This is a genomic window from Polynucleobacter sp. TUM22923 (assembly GCF_030295705.1).
In the GTDB taxonomy this organism is placed as follows: Bacteria; Pseudomonadota; Gammaproteobacteria; order Burkholderiales; family Burkholderiaceae; genus Polynucleobacter.
Genome location: NZ_AP027274.1, coordinates 529,500 through 542,025, shown reverse-complemented (window position 1 = coordinate 542,025; position 12,526 = coordinate 529,500). Strand labels below are relative to the sequence as shown.

The following is a 12,526-nucleotide window of genomic DNA, read 5'->3' as shown; positions in this document are numbered from 1 at the left end:
GGCTTTGAAGCCCATATTCTCGAAATTCAGAACAGGCCGACTTACGTTGATCGCAACATCAGTCGGTAAACACTTAAAACAGCAATCATCTGCTGCAAGACCAAAATTATAGCTGATTTAGAGGAAAACCCATCAAAATCAGAAGCTTTCGCTTGGGTTTCTAGGCTTTCGAGGCCCTTTATTAAAGGGTTTTCGCCCCTTAGGTGCTCCGCGTTTAGGGCCATTTCCAGGATTTTGAGGGCTGGCAGTCACAAAAGCCGACTGACCATGATGCACTTTACCGCCTCCGCCCTTGCCACGATTCTGACCTTGGCCGCCTTCTGCACTTCGTCCACCCTGGCCACCCTGACCTCCACGACCAGGGGAACCGGGGCGTCCGCCCTGAGTACGACCCCTAAACGGGCCACGACCTTCGGCCGGCACACCACCACCAGGTTTGCCGCCTCGACCTTGATGGGTTAACTCATGATGTCCACTGGCCATCGTCAAAGCATCACGAGAACCCCAATAAGAAACCGAGGTTTGCATTGGATCTGGCTGGAAATCACCCACTGGGGCAGATTGTCGATCACGCCCTTGAGCATGTGGACTGCGCCCTTTATCCGTTGGCTGAGGCATTCTCAAGCCCGCTGATTTCATTAAGTTGTAAATGCCACCAGCTTCTAACTCTTCCCACTTTCCCCGTCTTAAGCGAGGAGGCAATAAAAATATTCCATAGCGAGTACGTAGCAGACGAGACACGGTATGACCAACCGCCTCAAACATACGACGTACCTCACGGTTACGTCCTTCGTTCAAAGCAACGTGGTACCAGCGATTTGCACCATCGCCACCACCCATGGATAAGCGCAAAAACTTCGCTTGGCCGTCATCCAGAGTAATGCCTGTCTTTAATAAGGATGTATTTTCTTGACTTAACTCACCCAGAATTCGGACGGCATACTCGCGCTCAACTCCATAGCGAGGATGCATTAAGCGGTTAGCCAATTCACCAGAAGTAGTAAATAACAACAAACCTTCTGTATTGAAGTCCAAACGGCCAACCGCAATCCAACGGCCTTGCCTTGGTTTAGGTAAACGGTCAAATACTGTTGGGCGGCCTTCAGGATCGGACTGACTCACGATTTCGCCTGCAGGCTTGTGATACAAAATAACACGGGGTGGTTTAGTTTGAATCTTGCGATGAACGGGCTTGCCATTGATGCGAACTTGATCAGTTGGTCCGATACGTTGGCCGATGTGTGCAGGCAATCCATTAACAGAGACACGCCCTTGAATAATCAAGTCCTCCATGTCGCGACGCGAGCCCATACCGACATCCGCTAGGACCTTATGCAGCTTGACCGTATCTTCGTCGTCAGCCTCATCATCTAGACCATCTAGGTCAGACCAAACTTCATTGCGTAGACTGAGTGGCAAGTCATCAATGTTTGCAAACTGCAAACTACTCATTTCATCATCGCTCGGAACATCAGCATCTTCGTCATGACGTACACGTTGCGCATTACGCTCAGCACCCGTTTGATGAGAAATTTCACTCTCATTCACACCGTCTTGATTCTGAACTTGCACAGCTTCTGGCGCATCTAGGGCTGCATCAAACTCACCAGAAACTACCGAAGCAAACAAAGCCTCACTCTCAGCTGGATTAGGCGCAAGCTTAGCGGCGGAATGCGCTCCACCCTCGCGGATACCTTGAGCATCACCACCTTCTCTACGAGGCCGATCTTTGTTTGGTGGACGTTTTTTATTTGCCGCATGCCTGGCCGAGCCAGAGCTGTTGCCGTTACTGTTGCCATTGCTGTTGCCGTTACCATCTCTGTTGCTAGAACCTTGACGGCGTGGGCGACGTGGGCGATCCTCGCGACCCTCAGTCTTCACTCCATCAGCGGCTGGGGTATCAGTAGCAGATTTTTGGTTTGCGGCGTTATCCGATGCTGGCTTGATCGGAGTGGAATCGTTATCGTTATGGCTTGTCATTAATAATTATTTAGTGTGATCTGATGGGTTTTCAGATTCAGGGGTTGATTCGTTGTTTGGTTCGTTATTTGGTTCGTTGTTTGAGTCGTTGTTTTGCTCACCGCTGAATTCATCGAGCGCCTCTTCGACCATTTCTACCACCGTGACTTCATCTGCAGCAAGGATGACGCTCTCTACAGTGGCTGTGGGATCAAACTGGATTACCGCTTGACCCAAATGCTCTGCCGCTGCCATTGGCGCTGCATCTTCTAGCATTGGCAGACTTTGTAAGTTGGTTAAGCTCAAATCGTCTAAGAATTGTTTGGTGGTTGCATATAAGCCTGGACGACCCACTGTTTCTTTATGGCCAATGACCTCGACCCAGCCCCGATCTTCCAACTGCTTCATCACATTACTACTGACTGCAACGCCGCGAATCTCTTCAATCTCACCACGAGTGACTGGCTGACGATAAGCAATAATAGCCAAGGTCTCCATTACTGCACGAGAATACTTTGGTGGTTTTTCAGGGGTTAACCGGTCGAGATATTCGCGCATAGACAAGCGACTCTGAAAACGCCAACCAGTAGCAATATGTACTAGCTCCATCCCTTTATCGCCCCAAGCTTTTTGGAGCTCCAGCAGCGCATCCTCAATCTCAGTAGCGGCAGTCTCTTCAACAAATAAGCGAGAAAGATCTACCACGGTCAGTGGCTCTTGCGCGCACAAGAGAGCTGTTTCAACTACGCGTTTGCTGTGATCATCCATAAAATTAGGGCTATCAGGTGGTGGCCTGATTAGGCTTTAAATAAAGTATTTTAAAAGTGGGTTGGTGGTGTTCTCTGGTGACAGCTTCTAGCTACTACTGGGCAACTCATCTCCCTAATGGGTACTGGAGAGCCGCCTACGCTGAAGCGAACTTTTTTTCATTCACCGTGGCTCATTATAGGGGAGGCTCAATACAATAGCTATATGCAAAAAAATGACGCCCTACACCCGCCTTCATCCCCTGAAACCCTAAAAAGACGTCGCTTTCTGGGCTTAAGTCTGGGTTTGGGTGCTTTAGCTGGTGGCTCCACCCTTGGTGGATGCAGTTTTTTATCAAATCGCAAGCCAATCGTAGGCCTAGTCTTGGGAGCGGGTGCAGCCCGTGGTTTTGCCCATATCGGCGTAATTAAAGCACTTGAGGCTCAAGGTATTCGGCCAGATATCGTTGTTGGGAGCAGTGCTGGCAGCGTTATCGCAGCATTACTGGCTTCGGGCGCCACCGGTAACACACTGAATCGACTAGCCCTCAATTTAGATGAGGCGACCATCGCCGACTGGGATCTGCCCTTTATGGGTAAGTTTGGTGGCTTAATAAAAGGTGACGCGCTACAGGCGATGGTGAATCGAGAAGTTCAAAATAAGACTATCGAACAAATGCGCATGCCTTTGGGAATAGTGGCCACCGAACTACAGTCCGGCAAGGGGATATTGTTTCGTTCGGGCAATACCGGCTTGGCCGTCAGGGCATCGTGTAGCGTGCCCGGGGTATTTCAGCCCGCAGTCATTGGCGGAAAAGAATATGTTGATGGCGGCTTAGTGGCTCCTGTGCCTGTAAGTTATGCCAGAGAAATGGGTGCCACATTCGTCATTGCAGTCAATATTTCTTCGGAACCGGTACATCAAGACGCCAGCGGTACTTTCGGCATCTTGCAGCAAACCATTTCGATTATGCAAAGAAGCATCAATCAATACGAATTAAAAAGTGCGGATATTGTTATTACGCCGCGCCTAAAGCAGATGAGTAGCGGTGACTTTAAGTCCAGAAATGCGGCAATTTTAGCCGGTGAGGTAGCTGCGCAAGAACAAATGGCCGCCTTAAAAGAAAGGCTGAAGAGCTAGCTAATTAAAGGCTGCGAGACTTGCGCTTAAGCTTATTGACTTCATTAAATAGCTCTTGCCGCTCTGAATCACCCAAATCATCACTACCATCTAAGCGACGGGCACCATCAAAGCGTTTGTCCCAGTAAAGACTACCGAGATCATCCACTCGCACGCTGGTACCTTTAGAAGGTGAATGAATGAATTTATTATCACCAACGTAAATACCGACATGTGAAAAAGTTAAGCGCATGGTGTTAAAAAACACCAAGTCGCCAGGCTGCAACTCATCACGGGTAATTGGCTTACCTACACGACTCATTTGAGTTGACTTGCGTGGCAATAAGAATCCCAGTTTGTCTTTAAAGACATAAGAAACAAAACTACTGCCATCTAAACCGGATTGGGGTAACTCAGCATCCCAGCGGTAACGCACACCAATAACGACCATGGCACGATTGATCAGCTCTTCAGACTTGCCCGTTACCGAATCCGCTAGGCGATCAGACACCCGGGTGAAGTAGGACTTACCAGCCTGAAACATGCTTTCTTTTGGAATCTCAACTAGCTCCTTGGGAGCCTCTGTGACGGGATCTGCCGCCAATACCGGATTAGCGCAAAAGATTAGCGCAGTCACCAAGGCCAGTGGCGCTTGCTTAACTATTCGATTAAAAGTTACTTTAAAAAAATGCATCCGGTCAGTTTAACAAAGAAGCCTGGTTTTACCAAGCGCTTGATTTATATGTAAGTCATTGATTAAATTAGACTAATTGAAATATAGCGCAATTTATGCACCAAATTAGAGCCCAAATGTGAAGCTTAATGCCTTACTAAACCAGCTCTGCTGCTGCAAATAACTCTTTTGTATAAATCTGGCGAGGATCCGAAATTAAGGTCTCGGTATCCCCAAACTCCACTACCCGACCCTCTTTGAGCACCATCACTTCATGGGACATTGCCCGGATTACGGCTAAATCATGGCTAATGAGCAGATAGGCCAAGTTGTACTTTTTTTGCAGCTCAGCCAACAGCGCAAGCACCTGCTTTTGAATGGAAACATCTAAAGCGGAGGTGGGTTCGTCCAACACCAAAATCTGGGGTTTGAGAATCAATGCGCGCGCAATCGCAATGCGTTGTCTTTGACCGCCAGAAAACTCATGGGGATAGCGCTGCAAAGCGGTTCGATCAATCCCCACCTCTCGCAACATATCCAACACACGAGATTCACGTTCAGTCGAAGATAAGCCCGGAAAGTGAATATCTAGCCCCTCCGAAACAATTTGCATCACATTCATGCGCGGAGAAAGAGAACCAAATGGATCTTGAAAAATCACTTGCAAACTCGATCGTAGTGCACGGCGCTCTGCTGGCTTTAACTGTTGCCAGTCATCACCCAGCACATTGACATCACCAGTAATGTGCGCAGCAGAATCTCCTAATAAACCTAATACCGCCATTCCTAAGGTTGTCTTACCTGAACCGGACTCACCAATCACACCAATAGTTTGCCCCTGCTTAAGCTCAAAACCCACCTTACGTAACACCAGATTACGCGCCTGCTTTTGAAACCAGGTAGATGATTCAGCGTCCGGATAAGAAACGGATAATTGATCTGCCTTTAATAGCACCGGCGCCAAGGGCATTACTGGCGCAATCTCACGTATTGGCTTGCTATTCACTAAGGATTTTGTATATGCATCGCTAGGATGCTCGAATACTTGCGTTGTAGATCCAACCTCCATCAAATTGCCTTGATTCAAAACCGCAACGCGCTGAGCAAAATGCTTCACCATATTTAAATCATGTGTAATGAGCAAAATCGCCATGCCGCCATCATCCTGAGATTCTGCTTGCAACTCTTTAAGCAAATCGAGTATCTGCAGACGCAAGCTCACATCTAAGGCAGTAGTGGGCTCGTCTGCAATGAGGAGTCGGGGTTTACATGCTAAGGCCATCGCAATCATCGCGCGTTGGCGCTGTCCACCAGAAAGTTGATGGGGGTACGAATGGAACCGTTTCTCTGCTTGCAAAATTCCTGTCTTCTTGAGTAACTCAATCGCGGCAGACATCGAATCTGCTTTAGAAATTAATGGCTGATATACCTGGACCGCTTCTACAATTTGATTGCCTACCGTAAACAGCGGATTGAGCGCCGTCATTGGCTCCTGAAACACCATTGCAATCTCGCGCCCCCGGATATCCCGAATATCTTGCATGGGCAATCCAATTAAATCAACTGATGTACTCGATTGCTTAGCGTTCCACAAAATCCGGCCAGTGACCTTAGCTCCCTCAGGTTCAAGCCTCAGTGGTGCTAAAGCAGTGAGGGTCTTACCTGAGCCAGACTCACCCACTAAGGCAACTCGCTCGCCTACGCCAATTTCTAAATTCAGATGGCTTACTGCAAATTTTTCACGCCGCCCTGCTCCGAATGAAATACAAACATCTTCATAACGCAGTAGCGGAGAAATCAACGTGGAACTCATGAGCGACCTCCATTCATCACGCCCGCCTTACGAGTATCAAATGCATCACGTAAAGCCTCGCCCATAAAAGTTAATAACAACAAGGTAGTTACTAAAACCACAAAGGTTGATAGTGAGATCCACCAGGCATCTAAATTACCCTTACCTTGAGAAAGCAATTCTCCTAGGCTAGGCGTGCCGGGCGGAACACCTAATCCTAAAAAATCCAAACTGGTGAGTGACAAAATAGCTGCACTCATTCGAAACGGTAAAAAGGTAATCACCGGGGTCAAGCTATTGGGCAATATATGGCGACGCATAATTTGAAAATTACTCAGGCCAAGAGCACGCGCAGCGCGCACATATTCCAGAGCCCGGTTACGAAAGAACTCTGCCCGCACATAGTCAGACAATCCCATCCACCCAAAAGCTGCCAGCAAAATGATGAGCAAAGAAATACTGGGGTTAAAGATAGAGGCAAAAATAATGAGGAGATAGAGCTCTGGCATTGCTGACCAGATTTCAATGAATCGCTGCGAGATCAAGTCAAACTTGCCACCAAAAAACCCCATCAAAGCACCCGTCACAATGCCCACACTAACGCCCATAATCGTTAGTGCCAGGCCAAATAGAATCGACAAGCGAAAGCCGTAAATCAGTCGCGATAAGACATCGCGTCCACGATCATCGGTACCCAGCCAATTCTCAAGGGAAGGTGGCGCAGGATTAGGCGCTGCTGAAAAGTAATTCAGCGTTTCATAACTATAAGTAATCGGGGGGTAAATTGCCCAGTTGCCATTGCTGGTGATGTTTCGACGTATGTCTGGATCCAAGAAGTCTGTAGGGGTCGCAAAATCGCCACCAAAAACGATTTCTGCCTGGTTCTTAATGATGGGGAAGTAAAAATGTCCCTCATAGCGCACGATCAGCGGCTTGTCGTTGGCAATCAATTCCGCACAAAAAGAAGCTCCGCAAAGCACCACGAAAATCCAAAGACTAATATATCCTCGGCGACTGTTTTTAAAGCGCTGCCACCGACTCATGAACCGCCTCCAGCACCAAACTGAATTCGGGGGTCTATATACACGTAGCACAAATCAGAAATCAACTTCGTAAATAAACCAATTAAAGTGAATAAGTACAAAGTACCAAACACCACAGGATAGTCGCGACGCATTACCGATTCATAAGAGAGTAGACCAAGCCCGTCAAGGGAGAACAGCGTTTCGATCAGCAATGAGCCGGTAAAAAAGGCGCCAATAAAGGCCGCTGGAAATCCTGTCACCAAGGGCAAGAGTGCATTACGAAATACATGCTTCCAAAGTACCTGTTTTTCAGTCAAGCCCTTTGCTCTAGCGGTAAGAACATACTGCTTGCGAATTTCCTCTAAAAAAGAATTTTTAGTCAGCATCGTCACCACTGCAAAGCTACCCAAAGCAGACGCCGTAATGGGGAGGACTAAGTGCCATAGGTAGTCCATCACTTTGCCCATCATGCTGAGCTCACTCCAATTGTCTGAAGTTAAACCTCGAAGCGGAAAAAGCTGCAAAAAACTACCTCCACCAAATAACACTAGCAGTAATACACCCAATACAAACCCCGGTATGGCATAGCCTACCAAGATCATCGTGCTGGTAACGGCATCAAAGCGAGAGCCGTCCCTGACTGCTTTTGCAATGCCTAATGGAATGGAAATTAAGTAGGTTAGGAAAAAAGTCCATAGGCCAATACTGATCGAAACGGGTAATTTAGAAACCACTAAACTCCAGACACTCTCGTGCTGGTAATAACTCTGCCCCAAATCAAATCGAGCAAATCGGCCCAGCATCATAAAATAGCGCTCTAGTGGCGGTTTATCAAAGCCATACAGCGCCTTCACTTCCTCTAAGCGCTGGGCATCAACTCCTTGCCTACCGCGATATGTCGCTCCTGCACCAGATGATTCAGAGCCACCCACTGCGGCATTGCCTTTGCCCTTTAACTCTAAGACCATTTGTTCAACTGGACCACCAGGAACAAATTGGACCACGGCAAAGGTCAGCGTTAAAACCCCTAGCAAGGTAGGAATCATTAAAAGCAAGCGTTTAAAAATGTAAGCGCGCATTTGACCTTGCATTATTTAGACTCCACTTTCCACCAGTTTTGCATGATCCAAGGCTCTGCTGAGTAATACAAGGGAGGCTCAGGAAATTGCATCTCCTTACGATATGCCACCCGATGGGTTGGGTTGTACCACTGTGGAATCACATAGTAACTATTCCATAAAACCCGATCTAAGGCCCGAGTGGCAGCCCGCAACTCATCCCGATTTTGCGCTTTGGTTACGGCATCAATTAAGGCGTCGACAACGGGTGACTGAATACCAACTACGTTATCAGAACCTTTTTCTTTGGCAGCCTGACTACCAAAGCGATCCCATAATTCGTTTCCTGGATTTTGGGAGTCTGGGAAACGCACTGTTGTCATATCAAACTCATATTCATTCATGCGCTTTTGATGTAACGCAAAATCGCTAGTACGCACATCCACCGCAATACCAAGCTTTTCAAGATTACGCATGTAAGAAGAAATCACTCTTAAGAAAAAGCCGCCATCTTCAACGATCTCAAACCGAAAGGGTTCGCCCTGCTCATTGCGTAAGGCGCCATCACGGTACTGCCAGCCTGCATGCATTAACAGCTCTCGAGCTTTGCGCAAATTCTGTCGCAAGCTCGAAGGTGATGCTGTGGAGGGCGCTGCAGGCATTGGACCAAATACGGCATCTGGTACCCATTGAGGATATTTTGCCTTTAGCGGTTTGAGAATTTTGAGCTCTGCTTCTGTTGGCTTACTGGGGCCATCAAAATTGGCACTCAGATCGCTATTAGTAAAGTAACTATTAATACGGCCATATTGATCATAAAAGATTTGGCGATTGAGCCATTGAAAATCGAGGGCATAACCTAGAGCCTCTCGGACTCTCGGATCTTTAAAAAGAGGACGTCGGACATTCATAGCAAAGCCCTGCATACCAGCACCATTATGGTTCTGGAAGGCTTTCTTGAGCAAGAGCCCCTCCTCAAACTTAGAACCAACATAACCTTTGGCCCAGATTTTGGCGCGATATTCAACAATGGCATCAAACTCCCCCGCCTTAAAGGCCTCGAGGCGTACCGCATCATCACCATACAACTTGTACAACACACGATCAAAGTTATAAAACCCTACACGAACGTTTAAGGGCTTACTCAGATCATTCGCCCAGTAATGTGGGTTGCGTTTGTACACAATGGATTTACCCGCTTTAAATGATTCGATTAAATACGTTCCACTTCCCAGGGGCGCTTCAAAAGCCAGCTTATCAAATGCAATTACTGAGCCGTCGGGTCGCTTACCCCAGTTACGAGAAAAGATGGGGAGCGTACCCACCATGATGGGTAGTTCAGTGTTGTTGTTCTTAAAATCAAAACGTACCGTACGCTCAGACAGGACAACTGCCTGCTTCACATCTGCAAAGGTAGTTTTATAGCGGGGATGGGCCAACCCGCTCATCAACACATCAAAGCTATGTTTCACATCAGCAGCTAAAACAGCACTACCGTCTGAAAATTTTGCCTCTGGACGAATACGAAACGTCACGGATAAGCGGTCGGGTGCGATAGCAATGTCTTCCGCCAATAATCCATAGATACTAGAGACTTCATCCGCACTCCCCTCAGCCAGAGACTCAAACATCAACTCAATACCCGGCGCGGTTACCCCGCGGAGCGTGAAAGGATTAAATTTATCAAAACTTGTCCGTTGGCCTGGATTAGGCAGGGTGAGTGTCCCGCCCTTAGGCGCATGAGGATTGACATAATCAAAATGCGCAAACCCATCGGCATACTTGGGCTTACCGTACTGCGCGATCCCTTGAGCAGCATTGGCCGTGATCGAGACAGCGACAGTGCCTATTAGCATCAATAGCAGCATTGACAGCGCTGGCAGCACTGACAGAAGGCGTCGAGAGTTTTGAGCCAATTGGCGAATAGGGTTTGTTAAGTGCATATATGCAACAATTGTAGATAGCAAATCATATTAGAGGCAAAGGACACACTATGGGCTTTCTCGCAGGCAAAAAAATTCTTATTACTGGACTGCTCTCCAGCCGCTCGATCGCCTATGGCATCGCCAAGGCATGTCATCGGGAAGGGGCTGAATTGGCCTTTACCTACGTCGGTGAGCGCTTTAAAGATCGAATTGTGGATTTTGCGAAAGAATTCAATACAGAACTCATTTTTGACTGTGATGTTGGCAGCGATGAGCAAATTAACGCCTTATTTACGGATTTAGCAAAGTCTTGGCCCCAGTTTGATGGTTTTGTCCATGCAATTGGCTTTGCACCCCGCGAGGCGATTGCCGGAGACTTTTTAGAGGGTCTCTCTCGTGAAGGCTTCAAGATTGCACATGATATTTCCGCATATAGCTTTCCCGCAATGGCCAAAGCTGCCTTACCAATGCTGCGTGATAAGTCATCTTTACTGACGCTGACCTATTTAGGCAGTTTGCGTAACGTTCCCAACTACAACACGATGGGCCTTGCCAAAGCTTCGCTAGAAGCATCGGTACGCTATCTTGCCGGCTCTGTTGGCCCTAAAGGTATTCGTGCCAACGGCATCTCTGCCGGCCCAATTAAAACCTTAGCCGCCTCGGGTATTAAAGGGTTTGGCAAAATTTTAGAGGCTGTTGCTTCGACCGCACCACTGCGTCGTAATGTCACCATCGATGATGTTGGCAATACCGCAGCATTCTTGATGTCTGACTTGGCTAACGGTATTACCGCAGAAATTATTTATGTAGACAATGGCTTTAGTCAGGTGGTTGGTGGAATGGATGAGGTTTGAGTGTCAATGCTGTATCGCTGCGCGAAGCCCTCAAATTCTGGGCTAAGCTAGGCTTTATTAGTTTTGGCGGTCCCGCGGGACAAATCGCCACCCTGCATCAAGAGTTGGTTGAGAAGCGTCGCTGGATTTCTGAGCGGCGCTTTTTGCATGCCTTGAACTACTGCATGCTTCTGCCGGGGCCTGAGGCACAGCAACTGGTGACTTATATCGGCTGGCTGATGCATCGGTCTTGGGGTGGCATATTGGCGGGCACTCTATTTGTGCTGCCCTCACTCTTGATTTTGATTGCACTTTCTTGGGTCTACTTAACCTTTGGACAGGTCCCCTGGATTGCAGCTATTTTCTTTGGCATCAAGCCAGCGGTAACCGCTATTGTTATTCATGCTGCCTATCGCATTGGTAAGCGATCCCTACATAATTCAGTATTGCGGTGGATTGCGATCACCTCCTTTTTACTTATTTTCGTACTCAATTTATCCTTTCCGATCATCGTCATCTGCGCAGCATTGCTAGGTGCATGGGGTGGTAAGCGCTACCCGAAATATTTTCAAATTACCAATGCACACCATCAAGAACGAGATCCACATTGTGGTGAAGCCCTCATTGATGATCACACCCCCACGCCCGCGCATGCTCAGTTCTCACTGAAGAAAACCGTAAGGCATAGTCTGATCGTATTGGTCTTGTGGTCTGCCCCCTTGTTGGGCCTGATCTTGATATTTGGTTGGAAAACCCTCTACCCCCAAATTGCCTGGTTCTTTACAAAGGCTGCTTTTCTGACTTTTGGCGGCGCTTATGCAGTGCTGCCCTACGTTTATCAAGGCGCGGTAGACCAGTTTCAATGGCTCAGTGCTGGGCAAATGATGGATGGCCTCGCTTTAGGAGAAACGACGCCTGGACCGCTCATCATGGTGGTTGCTTTTGTTGGTTATCTCGCTGGACACATACAGCACCTCATTGCTCACGGTAATCCTTTCTGGTTTGGTGTTCTGGGTGCTTGCGTGGCAACTTGGTTTACTTTTTTACCCTCTTTCTTTTTAGTATTGGTAGGCGGCCCTCTTATTGAAAGTACGCATGGCAAGCTGGGCTTTACTGCGCCCCTCACTGCAATTTCTGCAGCAGTCGTAGGCGTTATTGTCAATCTAGGCTTGTTCTTTGCTTATCACGTCTTTTTTCCATTTGGTATCAGCGGTCCCATTTCTTGGATTTCAGTCTTCATCAGCCTATTTGCTGGACTTGCCCTCTTTAAGTTCAATAAAGGGATTTTCACCGTTTTGACAGGCTCAGCAATGGTGGGCTTACTCAGTTATTTGATGAGTAATTTACTGGCTTAACTCGACATGGTGCGTAACTGAAATTGGCATAATATGAGTT

Annotated in this window: 10 protein-coding genes; 3 read left to right on the top strand and 7 right to left on the bottom strand. The window is 47.7% G+C overall.

The window, feature by feature from the left end; all coding sequences use genetic code 11:
- Positions 1 to 138: 138 nt before the first annotated feature.
- Complete coding sequence (locus QUD86_RS02765; RefSeq protein WP_286297863.1) at positions 139 to 1,980, bottom strand: pseudouridine synthase; 1,842 nt, start codon at positions 1,978 to 1,980, stop codon at positions 139 to 141.
- A 6-nt stretch (positions 1,981 to 1,986) separates the two neighbouring features.
- Positions 1,987 to 2,727 carry an SMC-Scp complex subunit ScpB gene (gene scpB, locus QUD86_RS02760; RefSeq protein ID WP_286297860.1) on the bottom strand — a complete coding sequence of 247 codons (741 nt, stop codon included), beginning with the start codon at positions 2,725 to 2,727 and terminating at the stop codon, positions 1,987 to 1,989.
- A 204-nt stretch (positions 2,728 to 2,931) separates the two neighbouring features.
- Between scpB and QUD86_RS02755 the strand changes: the two genes are divergently transcribed.
- Entirely contained in the window at positions 2,932 to 3,846 is a 915-nt protein-coding gene (locus tag QUD86_RS02755) for a patatin-like phospholipase family protein (protein WP_286297859.1), read from the top strand.
- A 4-nt stretch (positions 3,847 to 3,850) separates the two neighbouring features.
- Here QUD86_RS02755 and QUD86_RS02750 read toward each other — a convergent pair whose 3' ends face one another.
- The 5 genes from QUD86_RS02750 to QUD86_RS02730 all read right to left on the bottom strand — a co-directional run bounded on the left by QUD86_RS02750 (position 3,851) and on the right by QUD86_RS02730 (position 10,316).
- A complete protein-coding gene (locus tag QUD86_RS02750; protein ID WP_286297858.1) occupies positions 3,851 to 4,519 on the bottom strand; it encodes a C40 family peptidase in 669 nt (222 codons plus the stop codon).
- 136 nt (positions 4,520 to 4,655) lie between these two features.
- Positions 4,656 to 6,311, bottom strand: coding sequence for an ABC transporter ATP-binding protein (locus QUD86_RS02745; RefSeq protein ID WP_286297857.1), 1,656 nt, complete (start codon positions 6,309 to 6,311; stop codon positions 4,656 to 4,658).
- Complete coding sequence (locus QUD86_RS02740; protein WP_286297856.1) at positions 6,308 to 7,333, bottom strand: ABC transporter permease; 1,026 nt, start codon at positions 7,331 to 7,333, stop codon at positions 6,308 to 6,310. Before QUD86_RS02740 ends, QUD86_RS02745 begins: the two co-directional genes overlap by 4 nt.
- Positions 7,330 to 8,394 carry a microcin C ABC transporter permease YejB gene (locus tag QUD86_RS02735; protein WP_286298618.1) on the bottom strand — a complete coding sequence of 355 codons (1,065 nt, stop codon included), beginning with the start codon at positions 8,392 to 8,394 and terminating at the stop codon, positions 7,330 to 7,332. Before QUD86_RS02735 ends, QUD86_RS02740 begins: the two co-directional genes overlap by 4 nt.
- Before the next feature lie 11 nt (positions 8,395 to 8,405).
- Complete coding sequence (locus tag QUD86_RS02730; protein ID WP_502928879.1) at positions 8,406 to 10,316, bottom strand: extracellular solute-binding protein; 1,911 nt, start codon at positions 10,314 to 10,316, stop codon at positions 8,406 to 8,408.
- 50 nt (positions 10,317 to 10,366) lie between these two features.
- Here QUD86_RS02730 and fabI point away from each other — a divergent pair, with 50 nt between their 5' ends.
- Both fabI and chrA read left to right on the top strand, forming a co-directional pair.
- Positions 10,367 to 11,152 (top strand): enoyl-ACP reductase FabI, encoded by a 786-nt coding sequence (gene fabI, locus QUD86_RS02725; RefSeq protein WP_286297855.1) that lies wholly within the window; start codon positions 10,367 to 10,369, stop codon positions 11,150 to 11,152.
- Complete coding sequence (gene chrA, locus QUD86_RS02720) at positions 11,149 to 12,486, top strand: chromate efflux transporter (RefSeq protein ID WP_286297853.1); 1,338 nt, start codon at positions 11,149 to 11,151, stop codon at positions 12,484 to 12,486. Before fabI ends, chrA begins: the two co-directional genes overlap by 4 nt.
- Positions 12,487 to 12,526 lie beyond the last annotated feature (40 nt).

Bases quoted from the DNA above. Each gene is read 5' to 3' on its own strand.
- QUD86_RS02765 (WP_286297863.1), bottom strand. From the start codon at position 1,980: ATGACAAGCCATAACGATAACGATTCCACTCCGATCAAGCCAGCATCG.
- scpB (WP_286297860.1), bottom strand. From the start codon at position 2,727: ATGGATGATCACAGCAAACGCGTAGTTGAAACAGCTCTCTTGTGCGCG.
- QUD86_RS02755 (WP_286297859.1), top strand. From the start codon at position 2,932: ATGCAAAAAAATGACGCCCTACACCCGCCTTCATCCCCTGAAACCCTA.
- QUD86_RS02750 (WP_286297858.1), bottom strand. From the start codon at position 4,519: ATGCATTTTTTTAAAGTAACTTTTAATCGAATAGTTAAGCAAGCGCCA.
- QUD86_RS02745 (WP_286297857.1), bottom strand. From the start codon at position 6,311: ATGAGTTCCACGTTGATTTCTCCGCTACTGCGTTATGAAGATGTTTGT.
- QUD86_RS02740 (WP_286297856.1), bottom strand. From the start codon at position 7,333: ATGAGTCGGTGGCAGCGCTTTAAAAACAGTCGCCGAGGATATATTAGT.
- QUD86_RS02735 (WP_286298618.1), bottom strand. From the start codon at position 8,394: ATGCGCGCTTACATTTTTAAACGCTTGCTTTTAATGATTCCTACCTTG.
- QUD86_RS02730 (WP_502928879.1), bottom strand. From the start codon at position 10,316: ATGCACTTAACAAACCCTATTCGCCAATTGGCTCAAAACTCTCGACGC.
- fabI (WP_286297855.1), top strand. From the start codon at position 10,367: ATGGGCTTTCTCGCAGGCAAAAAAATTCTTATTACTGGACTGCTCTCC.